The sequence below is a fragment of the Oceanobacillus timonensis genome (genome assembly GCF_900166635.1).
Taxonomy (GTDB): domain Bacteria; phylum Bacillota; class Bacilli; order Bacillales; family Amphibacillaceae; genus Oceanobacillus; species Oceanobacillus timonensis.
This window is the reverse complement of record NZ_LT800497.1, coordinates 3,678,511-3,700,956: the sequence shown is the minus strand read 5'-3', so window position 1 is coordinate 3,700,956 and position 22,446 is coordinate 3,678,511. Positions and strand designations below refer to the sequence as shown.

The following is a 22,446-nucleotide window of genomic DNA, read 5'->3' as shown; positions in this document are numbered from 1 at the left end:
AAAGTAGGAGAAACGATGAAGGTTTCTCCTACTTTTTTTAGTTAGCATACCAGTTTGCGGCAGCTTTTACTTCGGTCATGGTGAGTTGATGTCCATTACTCTCCCAATGAATATCAGCATTAGCGCCAGCATCTCTGAGTAACTGTTGTAGTTCTTCCGCTTCCTCTGGCGGACACATCGGATCGTTATCTCCAGCAGCAATAAATACCTCTGTCCCCGTTAAATCCGGGAGGTCAATTCCTTTTCTAGGAACCATTGGATGGTGAAGAATGGCCTTTTGCAAGGAGTCTTTATAATGGAATAAAAGACTTCCGGCAATATTTGCGCCGTTGGAATAGCCGACAGCCGTCACTTGCTTCCGGTCAAAACCAATTCTTTGACTTGCTTCATCGAGAAATTCATGTAATTCTTCTGTTCGTTTGATCAAATCTTCTTCATCAAAAACGCCTTCTCCCAAACGGCGGAAAAAGCGGGGCATGCCATTTTCCAATACATTCCCGCGTACGCTCAAGACATTTGCATTGGGGTCAATAAGATCCGCTAAAGGTAATAAGTCACTCTCCGTCCCGCCTGTTCCATGTAAAAGGAGCAGGGTAGGCCCATCTGGACTGCCTTTGGCTTCGTATACATATTTCACAGATTTTCATCCTTTCTTCACCATAAAATTCATTTTCCTGGCTTCTTTATAACTAACTATTCTTTTTCACTGGCTTTGTAACCGACTTTTTTTAATACGTCAATAACGGTCTGTTTATCACTTTCCGAAATACCTTGAAACAGTTCTTCAATCACCTGTTGGTGTTTTGGGAAGATATCATCCATGATTTCTGTCCCTTTATCCGTAATTTCTAAATAGACTACTCTGCGATCATCCGAACAATTGACCCGGGCCAGCAGCTCTTTTTTCTCCAATTTATCAATCACATACGTTATCGAACCGGTACTGATTAGTACAGATTCCGAAATGTCCCGGATAGTCTGTCTGCCTTTATGGTACAGTGCTTCTAAAATAGCAAAATCAGATGAACGCATACCATGTTTCTTTATATCCTTTTTTGTGACTTCTTCCAAAGCTCGGGAAGCCTTCATGGTAATGACAAAAGATTTCAATGATAAATTCTCAGCCAACATTCTCACCCTTTCTTTCGATATATATAAACTTCTTAATTAAGATATATTTAATTAAATAATAATGAATTTTAATTAATTTGTCAATGTGACAGAAAGAGAAGCTGGAATGATGTTTTATCTTAGCAAAAAAGTATAGTACTTCATAAGAACATGGTTTTAACCAGTTTTAATGAACGATTCCTGTTTTTCTACTGTAAACCTAATCCGCTTCATCCATCTTGATTTTAATCATTTGCATCCGTTCATTGAAGAGGGATGGATAGGAGAGAAAACCAAGCATAATACTGGTTACAGCAGCTGTTGTCAATAATAGGAAAAGAATTAACAGCTGGAATTGGACTGCTTGAATCGGATCAGCCCCAGCAATAATTTGCCCGCTCATCATTCCCGGCAATTGAACGAGTCCAATTGTTTTTTGACTTTCAATGGTGGGAATCAGACTCGCTTTTATAGAGTGGATTAATGGCAAGTGGATAGCTTGCTTCGGTGTGCCACCCAATGAAAGCAGTAGCTCTGTTTCTTTTTTCTGCGTTTGGATTTCTGCTGTAAAACGGTTCAGAAAAAGAATAGAAAGCACCATCGAATTACCAACTATCATTCCGCTGATGGGAATGATGTATTGTGCAGTTGGAGGGGTGATTTGAAATCCCAGCAGAATACTTTGCGTCAGTACTTCAATAAAAACAAATGTGAGAATCAGCTTCCATATAATCCCCTTGATAGATACCCCTTTTTTCTGAGCATTATGTGTTGCTGCTCCAATCATGAGAGCAATCATAAGGATTATAAAAAGATAGCTTTCCGATTCAAATACAAAAGTTAAAATAAAACCGACGGCAATGAGCTGGATAATCGAACGAATGGTTGCGATGATGGTGTCTTTTTCTAATCCAAGATGTAATGTTTTGGAAAGTGCTAAGGGAATGAGGACAAAAATAAGTGATAAGCCGAGAGTTAGATAACTCATTGCGATACCCCCTTCACAAATTCCTGTACACGAGAATCAGCAGGGTTTTTCAATATATCTTTTTTACCTGCTTCAATCAGCTCGCCGTTCATCATAATCCACGTATAATCCCCGATATGTAATGCTTGTTCTAAATTATGGGTAATCCAAGCAATCGTTACCGCATACTGTTGATTGATATGCTGGATTAAATGTTCGATATCAGATGTAGATACACGATCAAGGGAAGAGGTAATCTCATCCAGCAACAATACTTTTGGACGATTGACAAGTGTACGTGCTATTGAGACTTTCTGCCTCTGGCCACCTGATAGATCGGTTATGTCCCGGTTGAGAAAAGAATCATCTAATCCTACTTGTGTCAGTAAATGTTCTGCTTCTTCCTGTTCTAATTGTTGGTTTTGCAGTGTTTTAGGCATAGCCAGGTTTTTATAAACGGTACCGCGCAGCATTGTTGCATCTTGCAGGGCAATGCCGACAGTGCGTCGTAACGTTGTCGGTTCCATGGTTTGAATATTCTCTCCAAAAAGGTGAATATCTCCGCTTGCAGGAGAAATCAGTCCATTTAACAAGCGAAAGATGGTCGTTTTTCCAGCTCCGGAAGGGCCGATAAAAGTGGTGATTTTTCCTTCAGGGAGAAAGCCGGACACATCTTTAATAATCGCTGACCCTTCATCGGAATAGTTGACATGAGTTAGCTCCATGGCTGCTTTATCGGTTCGTTCATTTGCTTTCTGCATGATTAGGTTCCTTTCTGAAATAGTGTATAAGGCGCAGCAGGAGAGGAAAGCTCTCCCGCTGAACAAACCTTATTTTAGAGGATGTTCAAAAAGTCCAACAAAAATGACACGGCGAATTTCTGCGTTGACGAGATTTTTCCGATACTCACGTATTTTAAAGCATACGCTCCGTTCGTAAAAATCTCGTCGCCTTGAACTTCTTGGTCCTTTTTATCGTACTTTTTGAACACGCACTTTTATCATTCCTTTTCCTGATTTAATAGAGCCCGCTTTTGCTGAAGCAGCTTTTGGAATTCTTGGTCTAATTCATCCGAAGGCTCCAGGCTGAGTCTGCTTAAGATTTCTGTTATTTTTGTTTCTATTATCATTAACTGCTGTTCCGTTGAATCTTCTTGGGTTTCTTTTTCCACCGGTTCTTCATGAAACTGCTGCAGGCTTCCATGAAAGAAAGTAAGCTCCTGATTATCTATTTCAATCATCCTGGTGGCGATGTTTTCGATAAACTGCCGATCATGGGATACCAATAAAATCGTACCTTCATAAGCCTGCAGGAGGCCTTCCAATGCTTCCACAGCTTCAATGTCCAGATAGTTGGTCGGCTCATCGAGAATCAACATATTGATATCACTGACAAAAAGTTTTGCAAAGGCCACTTTGACGCGTTCTCCGCCACTGAGCACGTGAACAGGCTTAAAGACATCATCACGATAAAAGTGTAGTCTGGCTAAGACGGTTCGGATGAGCGTTTCTTCCTGCTTAGAGGTTTCCTTAACATTTTCAAGAATCGACTTTTCCGAATCTAATGTAGATAGATCTTGTTTAAAATAACCAATCTTCACAGACGGATTCAAGGTGATACCGGCATCCCCCTGCATTATTTTTTTCAAAAAGGTCGTTTTACCTGCGCCATTCGGTCCGATAATGCCGACTTTATCTCCACCTGTTATATTTAAGTTTGCTTTTTCCCATAATTGTTTTCCGGGAACCTTGCCTTCTACATCCTCTATCCGCAAAATAATTTTTTGCTGTAATCGCTCTTGATGGGGAAGTGCCATTTTGACAGGAGGTGTTTCTCTTACTTTTTCCACTTTTTCCAGATTGTCTAACCTCGTTTCCAACGCTTTGGATGTTTTCTGCAGCTTTTTTTGTTTTTTGGCAAAGTAAGGTTTCGCTCCTTTAGGATTTTCCTCCGTTGAACCGATTTTATTCTTCGGTGTTTTCGTTGCTCGTTGTGCTTTCTTTTCTTTTTGTTCTATGGCACGTTCCAGTTGTTCTTTTTTCTGCAGGTAATGCAGATAATCCTGGCGTTGTTTTTCGATCTCTTTTTCCTTTTGCTCTCGGTAGGCTGTATAATTGCCTGAATAAATATGGAGGCTTTCTTCATCTATTTCCCAAATTTGCTGACACAATTTATCTAAGAAATGGCGGTCGTGGGAAACAATTATCAACGCTCCCTGCCAATGAGAAAGCTGTTTTTCGAGCCATTCTATATGAGCTGTGTCCAGATTGGTTGTCGGTTCATCGGCAAGAAGCAGGCCGGCTTGTTTCTGCAGAGCTTCTACAAGGTAAGCCTGTGTTACTTCGCCGCCACTTTTCTGCTCTCTTTTCTCTTTTAACTGCGGTAATAAGGAAACCGTCGTATCTATTTGAATCGTTCCTTGTTCCGGCTGCAGGTTGCCGGCAAGCAGATGAAGCAAGGTTGTCTTTCCAGAACCATTTTTTCCAACTAAACCAATACGGTCTTTTGCTTGAACAGCCAGATGTTCAATAGAAAATAAAGTTTTTTCTTTTATACTATGCTCTATATGATGCGCTTCTATAATTGTCATAAAATCATCTCCCTGGTTATGCAAAATGAATAGGGAGGTCAACCAAATAAAAAACCCCTATTCTTTGTTCAGAACAGGGGTCGCCTAAAAAGAAATAAGGATGGTAGAGGATGTTTAAAAAGTCTCCATTTGGTTCCTTTTGAACATGTCTAACAACACTTATTTCATACGGGTATCACAAGCATAAAGGCTAATCCTGTTCTGAAATCGTTCGATAAAAGCATGACAAACAGCACAGCCTTCCAGCTGTTGTGATGCTTTTATGGAATTCATTCTTTAAAAAAACAGGATTAATACTTCATGTTCTCTTTGTTCACCCTTTCGATATTTATTGATTATAGTATAACGGAAAAAGCAGTGTTTGTCATTAAAAGATGGATTCATCTTTTGAATTTTTTAATAAGATGGATATTTATCGCTGCGAAGAAAAAAGCCCGGACAAATTTGCATTCTAGTAATAGAATACGTAACCATTGTCCGGGCTTTTTTTATGAATATCATAGCGCTCTTGGCGGCTGATGTATCGGGTTTTCCTGTATAGCATCTTTAATCAAACAATTTCCCCGCCCATGCGGAATGCACATAGGTGTTCCGAAGATTGGGTCGCGGGCAATGTTACAGCTCATACGGAAGACGGCAGAAACAAGGTCTGCTGAAATAGTATCTTCCGGTTTGCCTTGAGCGTATACTTTTTTATCTTTTATCGCTATAATATGATCTGCGTAACGGCTTGCCAGATTTAAGTCATGCAATACCATAATGATAGTACGACCGTCTTTCTCGTTTAGTTCAAACAGAAGATCCAGTACATCAATTTGATGCATTAAATCAAGGTAAGTCGTCGGCTCATCCAGCAGAATAATATCTGTATCCTGAGCGAGGGTCAACGCAATCCACGCACGTTGGCGCTGTCCGCCTGACAGGGAATCAACAGATTGATCTTTTAAATCAGCCATATTTGTATCTTCCAATGCTTTTTGCACAGCTTCTTCATCTTCTTGCGACCATTGCTTCATCATTTTTCGATAAGGATGCCTGCCTTGCTTAACCAGCTCATAAACCGTTAATCCCTCTGGGCTTGCTGGTGCTTGCGGCAAAATGGCTAGATTTTGTGCGACATCTCTCGTTCGCATTTTAGCAATATTTTGCCCGTTTAAAACAACAGAGCCTTGCTTTGGCTTTAATAAACGTGCCAAAGAACGTAATAATGTTGATTTACCACAGCCGTTTGGACCGATAAAAACAGTAATCTCCCCTTTAGGGATGGAAATATCTAATTCATCTATGATTATCCGGTCACCAAATCCAAGTGTTAAGTTACTTGCTGTTAATGAGTTCAATGTTAAAACGCCTCCCCAGCCTAAAAAAAGGTGCGTATAGAATACTACTTTTATTCTAGCTCTCCAACGAATAATAGTCAATGATAATCGTTTTCAATTAGTGGAGAAGAAGGTATTCCAAATAGGGCAACATGGCTGTTGCACTCGGATTACATGACAAAATCAACAATAATTTGAACAGTAAAAAAGGCACAAAACAGCGTTTGCTGCTTTGTGCCTTTGAAAGACGTCTTATTTAAATAAATCAACAAACATATCTATCGTCTTTTCTGCAGCTACAAAACCATTGTTGGTCCAGTTACTTTCATCTTCTATATAGTATACTTGATCATTTTGAGCCACGTCGGTGTTATTCCAGACATTGCTGTTTTCCAATGCTTGGATTCCTTCATCCTCTTCATTTCCTAAAATTATCAAATGATCGGCATCTATTTCCGAAAGTTTCTCTAAGGAAATAGGGTTCCACGCTTCTCCGCCTTGTCCAAGCTCTTCTACGATGTCAGGAACTTCCACGCCCATTTCATTGTAAATCATGGTTGCAGTGTGACGATTTTCTTCAAATAAGAAATACTCACCGCCTGTCACCCACATCATTGCGACGCTTTCGTCACCTAATGTTTCATCAAGTTCTTCCTTAGCCTGATTTACCTTTTCATCATAATCTGCTAAGGTTTGTTCCGCTTCTGCTTCTTTTCCGAGAATTTCTCCAAATTTCTGTAAACGTACTTTCCAATCATTTTCCTCTTCTTCGGATAATACATAGGTTGGCGCAATTGCTGCGTAATCATCATAAGAACCTTCATAATTATCTAAGGTGTGATCCAAAATAATAAGATCTGGTTCGATGCTGAGAACTTGTTCCAATGGCAGCGTCCATTCAATGGTGTCTACATCGGCCAAGTCTTCCTCTAAATAGTCCTGAATACTTTCACCGATTGCCCATTTCGCAACTGGAGTCTCGCCAAGTGCTATTAATGTATCTTCATTGTAGGGAGCAAGAATTTTTTCCGGATTTGCCGGGACGGTCACTTCTCCCATATCGGAATCAACAGTCATTTCCGAAGACTCATCGGTATCGCCGGAACTATCTGAATCATCTGAACTGTTATCATCATTATTGCCACAAGCAGCAAGAAATAATAAAGTGATAAGTATGAGCATAAATAAGTAATTTTTTTGCATGAATTTGTTCATTGTTTTTTCTCCTTTTATGTTATAATAAACATCTACCGATAATGATAATCACTTTCAATTAGAAAGTCAATATGCTATTTTACTCGAAAATGTTAATATGGTATTTGATATTTTAAAAGAAAACTTAGGAGTATACAAGTAATGAAATTCTTTTCACGTTCTTCGAAAATAACAAAAGGATTGATAAACATCATCGGAGTTAGCCTTGTTCTTTTTTCGATTGGCATGTCTATCTCTTATGGTGCAACAAAAGTTGATTTACATACGGTTTGGCAGGCAATTTTTCAATTCAGTGAAGGAGTGCAGGCGCATCAGGTTATTTGGGAACTGCGGATTCCGCGGGCATTAGCTGCTGTATTGGTAGGTGCGTTTTTAGCTATGTCTGGAGCAGTGATGCAAGGAATGACGCGTAACCCGCTTGCATCACCATCCATTATGGGGGTAACAGATGGAGCGGCCTTTATGCTGGTGATTATATTAGCGTTTTATCCGGCTGCTTCCAACATTGGATTAACGTTTGCTACCTTTATCGGAGCTGGAATAGCAGTAACCCTGGTATTTTTGGTCGGCTCTTTTTCCAGCAGCGGATTAACACCGATTAAGCTGGCGCTGGCTGGTGTTGCAATTGGAACGTTATTACGCTCTATTTCTTCTATTCTTTCGCTGCATTTTCAGTTGGAGAAAGATATGGGCTTTTGGCTTGCAGGCGGATTGGATGGTGCAGACTGGAATGCTGTAACCATTCTTCTCTTTGCCGGAGTAGTAGGAGTGGTTTTGGCATTAACTATTTCGAAGTCTATCACTGTCCTTAGTTTAGGTGATGATTTATCTACGGGGCTGGGTCAAAATAACACGCTGATTAAAATTACGGGCATCGTGGTGGTTTTAATATTGACCGGTGCTGCTGTTTCTGTTGCTGGTGCTGTCGGATTTGTCGGGCTGATTATTCCGCATATTACCCGGTTTATTATCGGAACGGATTACCGCTGGATTATACCAACTTCAGCAGTGTTTGGCGCTTTATTGCTTGTGAATGCAGATCTTATTGCACGGATGATAAATGCCCCATTTGAGACACCGGTAGGTTCGATTACATCTATTATCGGTGTGCCATTCTTCCTCTATTTAGCCAGAGGCAGCGGGGGTGATAAAAAATGAACGCAGTAGAGAAGCAAAAGCGGCTTCGATTTTGGATGATTATCGGCATACTTATTATTGGAATGATTATTATTTCCTTTGTCAGTTTGAACTTGGGAGCTATTTCCATTTCCCCGAAGGAAGTAATACAAACATTGATGGGGCAGGGGACAGATAGACAGGAACTGGTATTATTCAACTTTCGGATGCCAGGAATTATATTGGCTCTATTAATTGGAGCAGGTTTAGCTGTTTCCGGAACCATTATGCAGGGAATCACGCAGAATGGCCTTGCAGACCCAGGAATTTTAGGCATTAATTCAGGGGCAGGTTTTGCGATTGTTGTATTCTTATATTTCTTTCAAGGAGCTATCCCGACAGACAGCGCCTTAAACAACTATATGCTGCCTTTTGTTGCTTTAATTGGGGCGTTTACGGCAGCTGTTTTGATTTATACGATTGCTTGGAAAAGAGGAGTCACACCCATTCGGCTTGTTTTGGTTGGAATTGGAGTGAATGCGGCATTTGGTGCTCTCATGACAATTTTACAATTACGAATGGATCCGCAAAATTATCGGCAGGTAACGATTTGGTTGACAGGAGAGATTTGGAACGAAAACTGGAATTTTGTTTTTGCATTATTGCCATGGATGCTGATATTGATTCCAATTGCGATGAAAAAAGCAAGAAACTTAAATGTCTTTCACTTAGGAGACGATGTTGCTTCCGGCCTCGGAACACATGTAGAAAGAGAACGGGGACTCTTGTTATTAATTGCTGTCGCATTAGCAGGTGCAGCCGTAGCAGCTGGCGGTGCAATTGCCTTTTTAGGACTGGTTGTTCCGCATATTGTCCGTAGACTGGTCGGTCCGCTGCATCATTATGTGATTCCGATCTCGGCTTTATTGGGGGCATTTATTTTAGTCACTGCAGATATGATTGGAAGTAATATATTGGCACCGACAACGATACCTGTGGGAATTGTTGTTTCGATTGTCAGTACACCTTATTTTGTTTATTTACTGATGAAAACCAATTAAAAATAGAAAGGAGCTCGCGTAACTATGAACGAGGAAATATACGATGTCACGATTATTGGTGGTGGACCAGCTGGTTTATTTTCAGCTTTCTATAGCGGAATGCGGGAAATGAAGACAAAAATTATAGAATATCTTCCTTATCTCGGCGGAAAAGTGCCTTATTTTTACCCGGAAAAAGTGATCCGTGATATCGGTGGAATTGCACATGCTACCGGAGAAGAAGTAACGGAACAGCTTGTGGAACAGGCAATGACATTTGATCCGGAAGTGGTGTTAGGCGAACAAGTTGTGGATATGGAGCGAATGGAAGATGGCCATTTTCAACTTCTGAGCAGCAACGGAAATATGCATTATTCAAAAACAGTTATACTGGCAACCGGTTTTGGAACATTGCATTCCGTGAAGCTGGATCATCCAGAAGCGGTCTATTACGAAGAGAAAAGCTTACATTATACAGTCAGAAAGCTGGCGGATTATTATGATAAACATGTTCTTATTTCTGGCGGTGGTAATAGCGCGGTGGACTGGGCGTTAGAACTTGAAAACATCGCCAAAAGTGTCACGCTCATTCATCGCCGTAACCAGTTTAAAGGGCTGGAAAGCAGTGTGACCAAATTGAAAAACTCCCGTGTGGATATAATGACACCATATGAAATAAAAGCATTGCATGGAACGGACGGGCAAGTTGAAAAGGTGATACTTACCCATTTAGAGGACGAAACAAAGGAGAAGGAGATAGAGGTCGACCGATTAGTTGTTAACCATGGATTTCAAATTAACCTCGAGCCAATCACCACATGGGGATTGGAAATGATAGATGGCATGATTGCGGTTGATTCCAGCATGCAGACATCTGTGGAAGGCGTATTTGCTATCGGTGATATTGCACATTATCCAGATAAGCTTGGATTAATTGCCGGGGCATTTAATGAAGGACCAATTGCTGTTAATCATGCGAAAAAAATCGCTGACCCGGAAGATCCCGTGAAGCATTTATTCTCTACAAATTATGCTGGATTTACCGGGGAAGTATAGTGTAAGGAAATGTCTTTCATTTAAAAAGGATAATAAACTAGCCGTTAAAATTGCTTTCTTACATTGACAAAATGGTTTAGCGAGTATACAATTTCCCCATTAAAGTAACATTACAATCTTATAATATATACTTATCCAGAGCGACTGAGGGACAGGCCCAATGACGTCCGGCAACCTCTTTATGAAAAGAAAAGGTGCCAATTCCTGCAAAATAATGCATGTTTATTTTGGGAGATAAGGCGAATGTAAAAACAGCCTTTTTCCTGTGGAAAGAGGCTGTTTTTAATAGATGCATCAAAAAGATTTGGTAAATAACAAGGAGGATAGATTTCGGAAAGTGTTAGAAATAGCAAACATACATACTTAAAAGCAAGAGGAGCATAAATATGAAGAAGAATCACGATAAAGAAAAGAAAAAATTATTGGACCGCATTCCGCATCCGCTGGCGTTGTTATTTTTTATTGTTGTTGCTGCAGCTATTTTAACTTATATTATTCCATCTGGATCGTATGAACGGGAAACCATTGATGGGACAAATCGAACAGTTCCTGATTCATTTGAATATGTAGAGAATAATCCAGTTGGTATTATGGATTTATTTACTGCAATCCCTGAAGGATTCCGGGAAATGGCTGATATCGTCTTTATAACCTTTGCGGCAGCCATGATGTTCGGCCTTTTGGAAAAAACGGGAATGCTTGAAAACACAGTTGGTACACTGGTTCGCAAAGTCGGATTAAAAAGACGTTTCCTTATTGTTGCTATTATGACATTTGTGTACGGATTTTTTGGAATGTTTGTCGGGCTTGAAAATAATATTGCCCTTATTCCAATCGCTGTTTTATTAAGTGTTTCCATAGGCGGTGATGCTGTACTCGGTGCGGGTATTGGAATAGGAGGAGTACTTGTCGGATTTGGTCTTTCTCCATTCAACCCCTATACACTAGGGGTAGGACATCGAATAGCAGAAATGCCGCTATATTCAGGGTGGGTTTTAAGAAGTATCCTGGTGATTGTCGTTTTATCTTTATTAGCCTATTATAATATTCGATATTTTAAAAAGATATTACAGGATCAGAAACATAGTTTGGCACATGGTATTGATACACAGGATATGAAACTGAGTCAGCCGCTTGAATCCTATCGGATGCGTAAAAAGGATATAGCAATGCTGCTTGTGGTGATTGCAGGATTTGTTTTGATGCTGACAGGAATATTTATGAATGACTGGTATATTAATGAAGTTGCGGCGATATTTCTCATGATTGGGATTACCTGCGGGATTATTGCAGGTATGAATGCCAATCAAATTGCGGAAGCTTTTTCAAAAGCACTTGAGCCCAGCGCATTAGCAGCTATTTTGATTGGTGTTGCCATGGCGACCCAAGTGGTCATGAACCAGGGGAATATCAGCGATACGATTGCTCATGGCCTTGTTTCCGTCATGGAAGGTTTACCGACTACGCTGGCAGCTGTATTCATGACCATTTCTCAGTCGATTATTAATATTTTCATTCCAAGTGGCAGCGGCCAGGCATTAGTTACATTACCCATTATGATTCCTGTTGGGGACATGTTAGATATTACACGGCAAACAACCATTTTGGCATTCCAAATCGGCGATGGTATTACCAATATATTTTCACCGACCTTAGGCGGTTTAATGGCGATGCTCGGCTTGTGTAAGGTGCCTTATGGCAGGTGGATTCGTTATATTTTTCCGTTTGTCATAATGGCTCTTGTTGTGTCTTGGATTGCTTTGGTGATCAGTCATTTAATTGGCTGGGGCGGACCGATTTAAGCGGTTTTTAATGGTATAGAAATAAAGTATTTTAGGGTAATGAAAATTCCTTATAATCAGAAGTTGGCAGATACTTGTCATTTGTTGATTATAAGGATTTTTTATAAATATTTTTGAAAAAGTTTGAGAAACTTCTCCCGGTCTTCTTCGGTTAATGCTTTTGGGCCTTTGGTATGTTTTCCGCTTCGTCGCTCTTTCGCACTTAAATAACGGGATTGCAGCAGTTGGTCAATATTATGATTCGTATAAGCGAACCCTTTATGATGCAGGACATGGCATCCTTTTGCCAGCGCGAGAGAAGCAAGTCCATAATCCTGCGTTATTACTATATCTCCTTTTTCCACAAGCTTCATAATCCGGTAATCTGCAGCATCTGCACCGGTATCTACATAAACGGTCTCCACCCAGTCCGGATATTCTTGTAATGAAAAATGGGAGATACTTGTAACCAGAATAACCGAGATATTCTTTTTCCCTGCTTCCTGGATAATTATATTTTTGACAGGACAGGCATCAGCATCGACGTAGACTTTCATTGCTTCACTTCCTTTATTTACGCTTTTTAATATATTGTAGCAGATTGTTGAAGAACTTGTCTCATCCACTGGAATTCCCTGCGAAAACCATGTAAGATATAAATCACTATTTACCGTGAAAAGGAGTTTGCATGTATGCATTATGTGATTGAACAGATGAAGCCGACAGATTGGGAACAGGTTTTGGAAATCTATTATCATGGCATGGAAACACAAAATGCGACCTTTGAAATAAATGAACCGGATTGGCAGACTTGGGAGGATTGGAATCACGACCATTTATCGGAATGCAGGTTAGTTGTCCGGGAGGGTGAGCATATGCTCGGCTGGGCGGCGTTATTGCCTATCTCTGCCAGAGAAGCTTATCAGGGAGTGGCCGAGGTAAGTATTTATCTGCATAAAAACAGCATGGGAAAAGGTATTGGAAAAAAGCTGATGCTGGCATTGATGGAAGCAAGTGAAGAAGCAGGGATATGGACACTGCAATCGGAAATCTTTCCAGAAAATACAGGAAGCCTGAAATTGCATGAAAAGATGGGTTTTCGACGGGTTGGGGTTCGTGAAAAGATTGGACAGATGGAAGATGGCAAATGGCGAGACGTTGTACTTGTAGAGCGCCGCAGTCCGCATGTAGGATTAGACTAAGGAGGAATGTATACATGGAAATTCAAGTCAACGAAGAAGTATTGGAAGGAAGAAATGTGGAAGTAACAGAAGTGAATCATAAGAAGCAGGTTGCCTTTTCCTTTGATGTAACCAGTGAAACATATCATGATGTGACTTCACTGCTCTATAAAAATGATTTTGACGTGACTATTCCTGAAAAATCCTTGTCTTTTTCAGCGACCATCTTGGAGTACGCTACGTCCACAACAAATTTATATGAAAAAGGCAATACAAGCGAATTTTACTTAAAGCTGCGTGAAAAATAAAGATACAGGTATGGAGAGGACGTGCAAAATAGTGGAGGAACCGATGCTTTTAATGTTTCCAGATCAATTTGAAACAGAACGATTAATCATTCGCGCTCCGAAGCCAGAAGATTGGAAGCCGATTTATACGGCAATGCAGGCATCTATCAATGAGTTGAGACCATGGCTGCCGTTTGCGCGAAAAGAACAGACAGAGATAGGTGTTCAAAAGACAACAAAAGAAGCTTATCTGAACTTTCTTTCCCGGGAAGATTTACGATTTCACGCCTTTGACAAAGAAACGGGAGAATTTGTGATTTCTACAGGGCTTCACCGTATCAATTGGGATGTACGGAAATTTGAGATTGGTTATTGGATTGATACAAAACATCGTGGAAATGGCTACGTCACAGAAGTAGTAACAGGGTTGACCGCTTTTGCATTCCGGGAGTTGCGAGCAAATCGTGTGGAAATCCGTTGTGATCCCCAAAATATGAAAAGCAAAGCAGTGGCGGAACGAGCCGGATTTGAGCTGGAAGGAATCTTAAGAAATGATGTTATAGAAGAAAATGGGGAACTGAGAGATACCTGTGTTTTTGCAGTGATTGAAGAGCCTAAAAACTGATGAGGAATAAGGGTGAAGGAATGAAGCGAGTAACAGTAAAACAAGCCTATGTAAAAAATATCAAACAGCAAAACCCATTGATTTTAGAAGAAGCGATTGAAGGGGCTCAGAAACTTCAGGAAGGAGAAATCATTGCGCTGTACACGCAGCAGGGAGAATTTCTCGCACAGGCGTATACAGGACGCCAAAATAAAGGGATGGGCTGGGTGCTGACATGGAAGCAGACAGACACGATCAATCAGGCTTTCTTTAAACAGAAGCTTCTCACTGCAATGAATAAACGACGTTCTTATTATCAAGACGAGGAAACAACGGCCTTTCGTATGTTCAATGGAGAAGGAGATGGAATTGGCGGCTTAATCATTGATTATTTTGACGGATACTATGTGATGCAGTGGTACAGTGAAGGAATTTATGCGTTTAAAGACTGGGTTATCCAAGTTTTTGATGAGCTGGGTGATTATCAGGGAATTTATGAAAAGAAACGTTTTGATACAAAAGGACAGTATGTAGAAGATGATGACTTTGTTAAAGGTGTAAGAGGAGAATTTCCGCTGATTGTGAAGGAAAATGGCATGAACTATGCTGTTTATCTGAATGATGGAGCGATGGTCGGTATTTTCTTAGATCAGCGTGAGGTTCGAAAAGCATTGCGTGATAAATATTCCAAAGATAAGCATGTATTAAATACCTTTTCTTATACCGGTGCTTTTTCCGTTGCAGCTGCATTAGGCGGTGCAGCCAAAACCACCAGTGTTGATTTAGCAAAACGCAGTAAAAACAAAACGATTGAGCAATTTAGTGTGAATGGTATTGATTTTGAACAGCAGGATATTATCGTGATGGATGTATTTGATTATTTTAAATATGCAAAACGGAAGCAATTATCATTTGATGTGGTGGTTCTTGATCCTCCCAGCTTCGCGCGTTCTAAGAAGCGAACATTCCGGACAGCGAAAGATTATCCGGAACTGATTGAAAATGCGATTGACTTGCTGGAAAAAAACGGTGTCATTATTGCTTCCACGAACACGGCTTCATTTGGCATGAAGAAATTCAAAGACATGATTCAGCGCGGTTTTCAGGCGAAACAAAAGCAATATACCATTCTGGAAGAGTTTTCGCTGCCTGGTGATTTTGCAGTAGATAAGCATTTTAAGCAGGGAAATTATTTGAAAGTAGCGGTGATTCAGGTGAAAGGATGAGCTGCTCGCCTTTGAAGTATATTTTTCGTTGGATAAAATAAAAAACAGCCAGAATTCGTATGAACATGCGCGTTTTGGCTGTTTTTAATATGTTATTAGCGAAACAATCAATAGCCAATCATCCGAATGATAATGCATTGTTTCTCTTTCTATAAAACGAAAATTCATATAAAAAATAAAAAAATCTTAAAAAACTGTTGTATAATTATTCTTTTTATTGCATAATAATACGTAATTACTTTTTGGAAGGAGTGTACGTTCATGACCGTAGATCAAATCCAATCTCAACATCAACAGTTAAAGAACAGAGACTTTTTAACACTTGCAGACTATACAAAAGACGAAATTGAATATTTAATCGACTTGGCAGATTATCAAAAAAAGCAAAGTAACGAAGGCATTATTTTTGAACCATTAAAAGGGAAAACATTGGGCATGATTTTTGAAAAATCTTCTACTAGAACGCGTGTATCTTTTGAAGCGGGAATATATCAACTTGGAGGATTAGGGATTTTCTTAAACTCGAATGATATTCAACTTGGCAGAGGAGAAACCATTGCAGATACGGCACAGGTGTTATCCGGCTATTTAGATGGTATTATGATTCGTACTTATAATCAGGATGATGTGGAGGAACTGGCCAAACATGCTAGTATTCCTGTCATCAATGGTTTAACTGACCTTTACCACCCGTGTCAGGTATTAGCTGATTTACAGACGATAAAAGAAGTCAAAGGGGTGCTAAAAGGACAAAAAATCGTTTATATCGGTGATGGTAATAACATGGCGCATTCTTTAATGATTGGTGCTGCAAAAATGGGGATGCATATTGTTATCGTAACACCGGATAATTATAAGACGGAGGAACAGATTACCGAAACAGCGAAACAATTTGCATCTGAACATGGTGCGACGATTGAATGGAGTAATGATCCGGCTGAAGCTGTGAAGGATGCTGATGTGGTTTATACAGATGTATGGGCTAGCATGGGGCAAGAGGCAGAACAGACGCAGCGTGAACAAGCATTTCAGAAGTTTCAAGTGAATGAAGCACTGCTCGTTCAAGCAAAATCGGATGTTACCTTTATGCATTGTCTGCCGGCGCATCGTGGTGAAGAGGTATCGGCAGAAGTGATTGACGGAAAGCATTCCGTTGTCTTCCAACAGGCTGAAAATCGTCTGCATGCTCAAAAAGCTTTGATGACAGCTTTAATGGGCTAGGGCTAATACAGCGTGGATAAAAGAAGCAGGAAAATCTGTTATGACGGATTTTTCTGCTTCTTTTATTTTTCCATATCTTTTATCCATACATAAAGAAGTCTACGGAGTGACACATTGCAGGATTTTTTACTGTGAAAAGTTGAAATACGAAACAGGATAACGTAAAATTTTTCAATGGTATTTATTTCACGAATGAAGCTGTAAAACAACGTCAGAAATAAAACGTTTCAATTCCGTTAAAAAAGGAAACGGAACAGGATGGGAGGAGATTGAAATGAAAAAATCACTGCAGATTATCGGGTTACTATGTATGTTAGCTATAGTCAGCGCTTGCCAATCTGATACAGAGCAAGAAGTAAATCATCAGGATAATGAAAGCGAGGAAACAGCACAGGAGAATGAATCAGACGTAGCCGGCGATGTTTCTGAAGAATCGGAAGACGAATCGGATCATGAAACAGCTGCGAATGAGGGTGCAAGCGCCAATTACCAATACGAAGAGCAGGAAATAATTGAAGAACAAATAGAGGAAGGCGAATATGATGTTGTGGTTGAAACAGATAATCCAGGATCCCGCGTTATGTTTTATGAAATAGACGGGGAAAAATATTATAAAACCGTCTTTGTGAAAGATGAAAACCGCTTAAAAATTATTGATATCCAAAAGGACGATGAGCAGGGTCTGGTTTATAATGAAATCATATAAAAATGTGCAAGCGTCTCCCATATGCGCTTGCACATTTTTTGCCCCATATATTATATCATTCTATGAAATCGAAACCCCTTTTGTATCAATCTTTAACAGTTTTACTTGATAACCTTCCAGCTGCTTGGTCATTTCCTGTTTCACTGTTTCTCCTTTTCCTTTTGGCACAAAGGACAGCATGGTTGGTCCGGCCCCGCTTAAAGCTGTACCAAATGCTCCAAGCTCTTTTGCTTTGTCGCGAATCATATCAAAATGTGCAATCAGTACCTTGCGAAAAGGCTCATGAAATAAATCATGTTCGAGCATTTTTCCAAACAGTACATAATCCTTGGAGTAAAGTGCAGCAACTACCAAATTACTCATTGCACTTGCCCTTGCCGCGTAATTGCGTTCATATGTATCTGGCAGGCAATCTCTGGCAACTTCTGTTTTCAGCTCTACTTCCGGAATATATGCAATTAAATCTAATTCCATATCATGTAAACGGGCGGAAGGGATATCATGTTCCAGCATGGTGGAAATCGTTAATCCTCCAAATATCGCAGGAGCAATATTATCAGGATGTCCTTCCAGCTCCGTTCCAAATGCGAGCTTTTGCTCATCGGTTAATTGAAGATTTCCAAGCTGATTAGCCAGTTCAATCCCTGCAACAATAGCCGAAGCACTGCTTCCTAAGCCTCTGGCCAGCGGAATTTCACTTGTTTCCTGCACGCTGCAAGGAGGTAGCGTTACCCCGTATCGTTCTGCCACCTGTTTGGAGATATTCCAAATAAAATGATTTTCTGCTGATTCCGAAGAACCGTGTGCAAAAAAAGCGTGTTCGTCCGAATCTGTTACGTCCAAATGAATATACAGGCCTAATGCCAGGCCCATGGAGTCAAAACCAGGGCCCAGATTAGCACTGCTTGCTGGTACAGAGATGCGAAACGGCATCATGATGTTATCATCTTTCCTAAATAATCAAGGATAGCTGTTTCGTCATTTGGAAGCGTGACAGGATCAATGGTTAATTGGTCAATAGCCGTTTGCGGATCTTTTAATCCGTTACCGGTTAATACAGCCACAACTTTACTTCCTTGTGGAATCGTACCTGCCTTCACCTGCTGAATGACACCAGCGATGGAAGCAGCAGACCCAGGCTCTGCAAAAACACCTTCTTTACTTGGCAGCAATTTAAATGCAGACACAATTTCATCATCTGTGACAGAACCAATCATGCCATCTGATTCCTGCCTTGCTTGAGCAGCAAGATCCCAGCTGGCCGGATTGCCAATGCGTATTGCTGTAGCCACTGTTTCCGGCTCTTCCACCACTTCATTTCTAACAATAGCAGCTGCACCTTCTGCTTCAAAACCGAACATTTTTGGAAGGGCAGTTCCTTTTGAAGTGTGGTATTCTTTAAAGCCTTTCCAGTAGGCGCTGATATTTCCTGCATTACCAACCGGAATTGCCAGAATATCCGGCGCTTCATCCAGTTGATCACAAACTTCAAACGCTGCTGTTTTCTGACCTTCCAAACGGTATGGATTGACAGAGTTTACCAGTGTGATCGCTGATTCCTCACTAATCTTGCGGACAAGTTGCAATGCCTGGTCAAAATTACCTTCTATTTCGACAATCTCAGCGCCGTACATCACAGCCTGAGCCAGTTTTCCAAGGGCAATTTTTCCTTTCGGGATAACAATAATCGCACGTAAACCTGCACGCGCCGCATACGCAGCAGCAGAAGCAGAGGTGTTTCCGGTGGACGCACAAATAACAGAGTTTGAACCTTCTTCTATTGCTTTAGCAACAGCCATCACCATGCCGCGGTCTTTAAATGATCCGGTTGGATTTAAGCCTTCAAATTTTCCATATAGTTCAATTCCCAGTTCCTTTGATAGATTTGGAAAATGAAAAAGAGGGGTATTCCCTTCAAATAATGATAAAGCGGGTGTATTATCTGTGACGGGTAGTAAGTCACGATATTCTTCAATGAGCCCTTTCCAAGCCATCTTATGCATCTCCTTCTACTCTGTAGTAGCTTTTTATCTCATTTACTGCATCAAACGATTCCAACTGATGCAGTACTTGTTCAAATTGGTAATATGGTGTATCATGTGTCACTAAAACAATTTCAGCAGAGTCTTTTTCATCTACAGGTGTCTGCAATATGCGTTGGAAGCTAATGTCCTGTGCATGAAAAATCGATGAAATTTCGGAGAACACGCCAGTCTTATCTGCTACACATAAGCGGATATAATATTGACCATGCTGTTTCTCTTTTGGACGGAGTGTTTTTGGAAATTGCATATCGTTGGACTGTTTTCCGGATACGCCCAGGCGCATTGCTTTAATGGCTGCAACAACGTCGGATAAAATCGCTGTCGCTGTTGGCAGGCTTCCTGCTCCGGGACCGTAAAACATCGTTTCCCCGACGGCTTCCCCATAAACATATACCGCATTATATTCATTTTTAACACTTGCCAGCGGGTGATTTTTAGCCAATAGAGTAGGCTCTACGCTCACTTCTAATTCATGATCGAAAAAGTTGGCAAAACCAATAAGCTTCATTGTATATCCCAGCTGTGCAGCATAACGGAGGTCTTTTAAATCAATACCATGAATACCCTCGATAACAACATCCTGTAAATCAACAGGCGTAGAAAATGCCAACCGGCCGAGGATAGCCATTTTTCGGGCAGCATCTAACCCCTCTACGTCTGAGGTCGGATCTGCTTCCGCAAAACCAAGACGCTGTGCTTCGGCAAGAGCATCTTCATAGCTGACGCCTTCCTCATCCATTTTCGTTAAAATATAGTTGGTTGTCCCATTGACAATCCCCATGATTTTTTGAATATGGTCCGAGGATAACCCCTCATTAATTCCGCGTAGAATGGGAATACCGCCGGCAACGCTTGCTTCATAATAAAAATCACAATGATTTTTTACTGCCGCTTCCTCTAATTCTGGACCATGCACAGCTACTAAATCTTTATTAGCCGAAACCACGTGTTTTTTATTTGAAAAAGCTTTTAAAATATATTCTTTGGTATGGTCAACTCCGCCCATCACTTCAATGACAAGGTCAATATCCGGGTTTTCCAGCACATCGTCGGAATTTGTTGTTAAAATGCTTTCATCCACATCAATATCCCGTGCTTTTTCCATATTACGCACGAGTACTTTAACCACTTCGACTTTACAGCCTAATTGGTGCGCTAATTTTTCCTGGTGATCTTCAATCAGGTGGATAACGCCTGAACCAACAACACCGAGACCTAATAATCCTACTGAAACCTTATCTTCCATCTTATCACCTCTACGCTTCTATTGTATATTTAATTTATTTAAACATGAAACAGGAAGTAAGGCAATAGTGAATTTTTAGAATAGACTAGCGTCTGTTTGATGATAACGCTTTCTTTGCGTGCGAATAAACGAATAAAAAATCGTCGAATTTTGAAAAGCTATTGATAAAATGGATGCGTACTCCGGACGTTTCCATGTTTTTTTCATATAATAGAAAAAAAGGGGACGTATCGATGCGCATCTATCATCTTGGAGCATTATTTATGATTTGTTTAAGTTTGGGTGTCAGTATTGGGTACAGTTTTGGCAGAACAGAAATGGGGGCGTTTGCCGGTCTTGTTTTGGGGATCATCCCAATTGTCATTTACAGAAGAGCTGTTATAAAGAGGGAGAAAAACGTGCGTAGTGAGAAACAAAAAACATCTTATATATGAACGTTATGTTGTTTCGAACAACAAATAAAATGAAAAAGTACCGCCGGAAGCGTAATGAAAAAGTCACGTCCGGCGGTACCTATAGAGACATATAGCGTAATCTACCCGGTTTTGTCCGGATAGATGCATCTTTAATCTGCGGTAACCGGCGGGCGCTTGTATCCTTTAAGTGCTATGCAAGCTGTAATCAGACCTAAAACGACAATTGCTCCGCCGACGTAGGCATTCTTATCCACACTGGCCTGTTCAATGACAATACTGCCTGCAAACGATCCGACAGCAATTCCTAAATGCAAAGCAGAATTATTTAAGCTGACCAGGATACTTGAATTTTGCGGAGATGTCTCAATCAAATAACTCTGAACAGGCGGGGAAACAGCCCAGCTGAGCATCCCCCATAAAATTAGTACGACAAGAAATAAGACAACGTGGAATGACGAAACAGGTATGATTAAAATCGTAGCCACGAATAAAATAACCGCAGTGAGAATCGTTCGTTTTGGTCCGAACAAGTCAGATAATGTCCCACCGGCTCCACCACCGCTGACAGCAGAAATACCAAAGATCAGGTAAACAGCACTTAACCAAATACCATCCAGCTCCATAAAGTCTTTTACAAATGGATTTAAATAGCCATATAACGTGGTGTGTCCAGCTAATACAAAAAATGTCGTCAACAATATAAAAAGAATCTTTGGGTTCCGAATCAATTTCAACTGTGTTGTTATCGGTAAAGGCTTTTCTACAGAAGGAATGGGCTGCATAAAGAAACGCACACATATAATAGAAGCAATTGTTAAAAAAGCAATGAGCACAAATGGTGCACGCCAGCCAAATGATTCACCGAGTATTAAACCAAATGGGATACCGAAAACCAGCGATCCGCTCACTCCCATGCTTACGATGCCAATAGCCCGTCCGCGGTAAGCAGGTTTTACAATCGAGGAAGCCATCATGGTACAGAGGACAATTAATAAGGAAGCACTTGCTGCAGAAATAATTCTGCTAATAAAAATCATCGTATAGTTCAGACTAAAAATAGCAAGTATATTTCCCAGTAAAAAGATGAATAAAGAAATAATCGTCAACTTTTTTCGTTCCACAGAGGCGGTTAAATAAAGCAAAATAGGAGAGGCAATCGCGAAAACGAGTGAAAAAATGGTAATCAATAAACCTGCTTTTCCTAACGATACACCTAAATCAGCTGCAACTAAATCAAGAATACCGCCAATAATTAATTCAACCATTCCAACTACAAAAGAAATGGTCATCAATAAATATACACCTTTATTCATAAACAAC

23 protein-coding genes and 1 riboswitch are annotated in these 22,446 nt (G+C 40.4%); of the genes, 11 read left to right on the top strand and 12 right to left on the bottom strand.

Features of this window, described 5'->3' with window-relative positions; translation table 11 throughout:
- Positions 1 to 37 precede the first annotated feature (37 nt).
- The 7 genes from B7E05_RS18195 to B7E05_RS18165 all read right to left on the bottom strand — a co-directional run bounded on the left by B7E05_RS18195 (position 38) and on the right by B7E05_RS18165 (position 7,201).
- A complete protein-coding gene (locus B7E05_RS18195) occupies positions 38 to 637 on the bottom strand; it encodes an alpha/beta hydrolase (protein WP_080875530.1) in 600 nt (199 codons plus the stop codon).
- 56 nt (positions 638 to 693) lie between these two features.
- On the bottom strand, positions 694 to 1,128 hold the full coding sequence (locus B7E05_RS18190; protein ID WP_080876361.1) for a MarR family winged helix-turn-helix transcriptional regulator: 435 nt from the start codon (positions 1,126 to 1,128) through the stop codon (positions 694 to 696).
- Positions 1,129 to 1,330: 202 nt separating this feature from the next.
- A complete protein-coding gene (locus tag B7E05_RS18185) occupies positions 1,331 to 2,098 on the bottom strand; it encodes an ABC transporter permease (RefSeq protein ID WP_080875529.1) in 768 nt (255 codons plus the stop codon).
- Positions 2,095 to 2,838: an ABC transporter ATP-binding protein gene (locus B7E05_RS18180; protein WP_080875528.1), complete on the bottom strand. Its 744-nt coding sequence runs from the start codon at positions 2,836 to 2,838 to the stop codon at positions 2,095 to 2,097. The genes B7E05_RS18185 and B7E05_RS18180 overlap by 4 nt, the downstream gene beginning before the upstream one ends.
- A gap of 239 nt (positions 2,839 to 3,077) precedes the next feature.
- Complete coding sequence (locus B7E05_RS18175) at positions 3,078 to 4,667, bottom strand: Vga family ABC-F type ribosomal protection protein (RefSeq protein WP_080875527.1); 1,590 nt, start codon at positions 4,665 to 4,667, stop codon at positions 3,078 to 3,080.
- A gap of 497 nt (positions 4,668 to 5,164) precedes the next feature.
- Positions 5,165 to 6,007 carry an ABC transporter ATP-binding protein gene (locus tag B7E05_RS18170; RefSeq protein WP_080875526.1) on the bottom strand — a complete coding sequence of 281 codons (843 nt, stop codon included), beginning with the start codon at positions 6,005 to 6,007 and terminating at the stop codon, positions 5,165 to 5,167.
- A gap of 231 nt (positions 6,008 to 6,238) precedes the next feature.
- Positions 6,239 to 7,201, bottom strand: coding sequence for an iron-hydroxamate ABC transporter substrate-binding protein (locus B7E05_RS18165; protein WP_080875525.1), 963 nt, complete (start codon positions 7,199 to 7,201; stop codon positions 6,239 to 6,241).
- 141 nt (positions 7,202 to 7,342) lie between these two features.
- On the opposite strand from B7E05_RS18165, the gene B7E05_RS18160 reads away from it, so the two are divergent.
- The 4 genes from B7E05_RS18160 (at position 7,343) to B7E05_RS18145 (ending at position 12,215) form a co-directional block, all read left to right on the top strand.
- Positions 7,343 to 8,359, top strand: coding sequence for a FecCD family ABC transporter permease (locus B7E05_RS18160; protein ID WP_080875524.1), 1,017 nt, complete (start codon positions 7,343 to 7,345; stop codon positions 8,357 to 8,359).
- A complete protein-coding gene (locus tag B7E05_RS18155) occupies positions 8,356 to 9,378 on the top strand; it encodes a FecCD family ABC transporter permease (protein ID WP_080875523.1) in 1,023 nt (340 codons plus the stop codon). Before B7E05_RS18160 ends, B7E05_RS18155 begins: the two co-directional genes overlap by 4 nt.
- A gap of 24 nt (positions 9,379 to 9,402) precedes the next feature.
- Entirely contained in the window at positions 9,403 to 10,413 is a 1,011-nt protein-coding gene (locus tag B7E05_RS18150) for an NAD(P)/FAD-dependent oxidoreductase (protein WP_080875522.1), read from the top strand.
- Between the two features lie 128 nt (positions 10,414 to 10,541).
- Positions 10,542 to 10,654, top strand: a riboswitch (SAM riboswitch).
- Between the two features lie 145 nt (positions 10,655 to 10,799).
- Positions 10,800 to 12,215: a YfcC family protein gene (locus B7E05_RS18145; protein WP_080875521.1), complete on the top strand. Its 1,416-nt coding sequence runs from the start codon at positions 10,800 to 10,802 to the stop codon at positions 12,213 to 12,215.
- Between the two features lie 101 nt (positions 12,216 to 12,316).
- Here the strand turns inward: B7E05_RS18145 and B7E05_RS18140 are convergent, their stop codons facing one another.
- Positions 12,317 to 12,751, bottom strand: a complete 435-nt coding sequence (locus B7E05_RS18140) for a YaiI/YqxD family protein (RefSeq protein WP_080875520.1) — start codon at positions 12,749 to 12,751, stop codon at positions 12,317 to 12,319.
- 135 nt (positions 12,752 to 12,886) lie between these two features.
- On the opposite strand from B7E05_RS18140, the gene B7E05_RS18135 reads away from it, so the two are divergent.
- The 6 genes from B7E05_RS18135 (at position 12,887) to B7E05_RS18110 (ending at position 17,419) form a co-directional block, all read left to right on the top strand.
- Positions 12,887 to 13,396 carry a GNAT family N-acetyltransferase gene (locus tag B7E05_RS18135; RefSeq protein ID WP_080875519.1) on the top strand — a complete coding sequence of 170 codons (510 nt, stop codon included), beginning with the start codon at positions 12,887 to 12,889 and terminating at the stop codon, positions 13,394 to 13,396.
- A gap of 14 nt (positions 13,397 to 13,410) precedes the next feature.
- The gene (locus tag B7E05_RS18130) at positions 13,411 to 13,683 is read left to right on the top strand and encodes a DUF3219 family protein (RefSeq protein ID WP_080875518.1); all 273 of its coding nucleotides are present in this window, start codon (positions 13,411 to 13,413) and stop codon (positions 13,681 to 13,683) included.
- Positions 13,684 to 13,726: 43 nt separating this feature from the next.
- Positions 13,727 to 14,287: a GNAT family N-acetyltransferase gene (locus tag B7E05_RS18125; RefSeq protein ID WP_245833157.1), complete on the top strand. Its 561-nt coding sequence runs from the start codon at positions 13,727 to 13,729 to the stop codon at positions 14,285 to 14,287.
- A gap of 20 nt (positions 14,288 to 14,307) precedes the next feature.
- Complete coding sequence (locus B7E05_RS18120; RefSeq protein ID WP_143833256.1) at positions 14,308 to 15,492, top strand: class I SAM-dependent rRNA methyltransferase; 1,185 nt, start codon at positions 14,308 to 14,310, stop codon at positions 15,490 to 15,492.
- 261 nt (positions 15,493 to 15,753) lie between these two features.
- Complete coding sequence (gene argF / locus B7E05_RS18115; RefSeq protein WP_080875516.1) at positions 15,754 to 16,713, top strand: ornithine carbamoyltransferase; 960 nt, start codon at positions 15,754 to 15,756, stop codon at positions 16,711 to 16,713.
- Between the two features lie 274 nt (positions 16,714 to 16,987).
- Entirely contained in the window at positions 16,988 to 17,419 is a 432-nt protein-coding gene (locus B7E05_RS18110) for a hypothetical protein (RefSeq protein WP_080875515.1), read from the top strand.
- A 60-nt stretch (positions 17,420 to 17,479) separates the two neighbouring features.
- Here B7E05_RS18110 and thrB read toward each other — a convergent pair whose 3' ends face one another.
- Genes thrB through B7E05_RS18095 form a run of 3 tightly spaced genes read right to left on the bottom strand, consistent with a single transcriptional unit; the run spans position 17,480 to position 20,710 of the window.
- Positions 17,480 to 18,355: a homoserine kinase gene (thrB, locus tag B7E05_RS18105; protein WP_080875514.1), complete on the bottom strand. Its 876-nt coding sequence runs from the start codon at positions 18,353 to 18,355 to the stop codon at positions 17,480 to 17,482.
- On the bottom strand, positions 18,352 to 19,413 hold the full coding sequence (thrC, locus tag B7E05_RS18100; protein WP_080875513.1) for a threonine synthase: 1,062 nt from the start codon (positions 19,411 to 19,413) through the stop codon (positions 18,352 to 18,354). The genes thrB and thrC overlap by 4 nt, the downstream gene beginning before the upstream one ends.
- A gap of 1 nt (position 19,414) precedes the next feature.
- Complete coding sequence (locus tag B7E05_RS18095) at positions 19,415 to 20,710, bottom strand: homoserine dehydrogenase (protein ID WP_080875512.1); 1,296 nt, start codon at positions 20,708 to 20,710, stop codon at positions 19,415 to 19,417.
- Between the two features lie 233 nt (positions 20,711 to 20,943).
- On the opposite strand from B7E05_RS18095, the gene B7E05_RS18090 reads away from it, so the two are divergent.
- Positions 20,944 to 21,144 (top strand): hypothetical protein, encoded by a 201-nt coding sequence (locus B7E05_RS18090; RefSeq protein WP_080875511.1) that lies wholly within the window; start codon positions 20,944 to 20,946, stop codon positions 21,142 to 21,144.
- A gap of 131 nt (positions 21,145 to 21,275) precedes the next feature.
- Here the strand turns inward: B7E05_RS18090 and B7E05_RS18085 are convergent, their stop codons facing one another.
- Positions 21,276 to 22,439, bottom strand: a complete 1,164-nt coding sequence (locus tag B7E05_RS18085; protein ID WP_080875510.1) for an MFS transporter — start codon at positions 22,437 to 22,439, stop codon at positions 21,276 to 21,278.
- Between the last annotated feature and the right edge of the window lie 7 nt (positions 22,440 to 22,446).

What these genes read in the sequence shown, in the direction of transcription:
- B7E05_RS18185 (WP_080875529.1), bottom strand. Translation starts at nt 2,098, where the DNA reads ATGAGTTATCTAACTCTCGGCTTATCACTTATTTTTGTCCTCATTCCC.
- B7E05_RS18180 (WP_080875528.1), bottom strand. Translation starts at nt 2,838, where the DNA reads ATGCAGAAAGCAAATGAACGAACCGATAAAGCAGCCATGGAGCTAACT.
- B7E05_RS18175 (WP_080875527.1), bottom strand. Translation starts at nt 4,667, where the DNA reads ATGACAATTATAGAAGCGCATCATATAGAGCATAGTATAAAAGAAAAA.
- B7E05_RS18165 (WP_080875525.1), bottom strand. Translation starts at nt 7,201, where the DNA reads ATGAACAAATTCATGCAAAAAAATTACTTATTTATGCTCATACTTATC.
- B7E05_RS18160 (WP_080875524.1), top strand. Translation starts at nt 7,343, where the DNA reads ATGAAATTCTTTTCACGTTCTTCGAAAATAACAAAAGGATTGATAAAC.
- B7E05_RS18155 (WP_080875523.1), top strand. Translation starts at nt 8,356, where the DNA reads ATGAACGCAGTAGAGAAGCAAAAGCGGCTTCGATTTTGGATGATTATC.
- B7E05_RS18150 (WP_080875522.1), top strand. Translation starts at nt 9,403, where the DNA reads ATGAACGAGGAAATATACGATGTCACGATTATTGGTGGTGGACCAGCT.
- B7E05_RS18145 (WP_080875521.1), top strand. Translation starts at nt 10,800, where the DNA reads ATGAAGAAGAATCACGATAAAGAAAAGAAAAAATTATTGGACCGCATT.
- B7E05_RS18140 (WP_080875520.1), bottom strand. Translation starts at nt 12,751, where the DNA reads ATGAAAGTCTACGTCGATGCTGATGCCTGTCCTGTCAAAAATATAATT.
- B7E05_RS18135 (WP_080875519.1), top strand. Translation starts at nt 12,887, where the DNA reads ATGCATTATGTGATTGAACAGATGAAGCCGACAGATTGGGAACAGGTT.
- B7E05_RS18130 (WP_080875518.1), top strand. Translation starts at nt 13,411, where the DNA reads ATGGAAATTCAAGTCAACGAAGAAGTATTGGAAGGAAGAAATGTGGAA.
- B7E05_RS18125 (WP_245833157.1), top strand. Translation starts at nt 13,727, where the DNA reads ATGCTTTTAATGTTTCCAGATCAATTTGAAACAGAACGATTAATCATT.
- B7E05_RS18120 (WP_143833256.1), top strand. Translation starts at nt 14,308, where the DNA reads ATGAAGCGAGTAACAGTAAAACAAGCCTATGTAAAAAATATCAAACAG.
- argF (WP_080875516.1), top strand. Translation starts at nt 15,754, where the DNA reads ATGACCGTAGATCAAATCCAATCTCAACATCAACAGTTAAAGAACAGA.
- B7E05_RS18110 (WP_080875515.1), top strand. Translation starts at nt 16,988, where the DNA reads ATGAAAAAATCACTGCAGATTATCGGGTTACTATGTATGTTAGCTATA.
- thrB (WP_080875514.1), bottom strand. Translation starts at nt 18,355, where the DNA reads ATGATGCCGTTTCGCATCTCTGTACCAGCAAGCAGTGCTAATCTGGGC.
- thrC (WP_080875513.1), bottom strand. Translation starts at nt 19,413, where the DNA reads ATGGCTTGGAAAGGGCTCATTGAAGAATATCGTGACTTACTACCCGTC.
- B7E05_RS18095 (WP_080875512.1), bottom strand. Translation starts at nt 20,710, where the DNA reads ATGGAAGATAAGGTTTCAGTAGGATTATTAGGTCTCGGTGTTGTTGGT.
- B7E05_RS18090 (WP_080875511.1), top strand. Translation starts at nt 20,944, where the DNA reads ATGCGCATCTATCATCTTGGAGCATTATTTATGATTTGTTTAAGTTTG.
- B7E05_RS18085 (WP_080875510.1), bottom strand. Translation starts at nt 22,439, where the DNA reads ATGAATAAAGGTGTATATTTATTGATGACCATTTCTTTTGTAGTTGGA.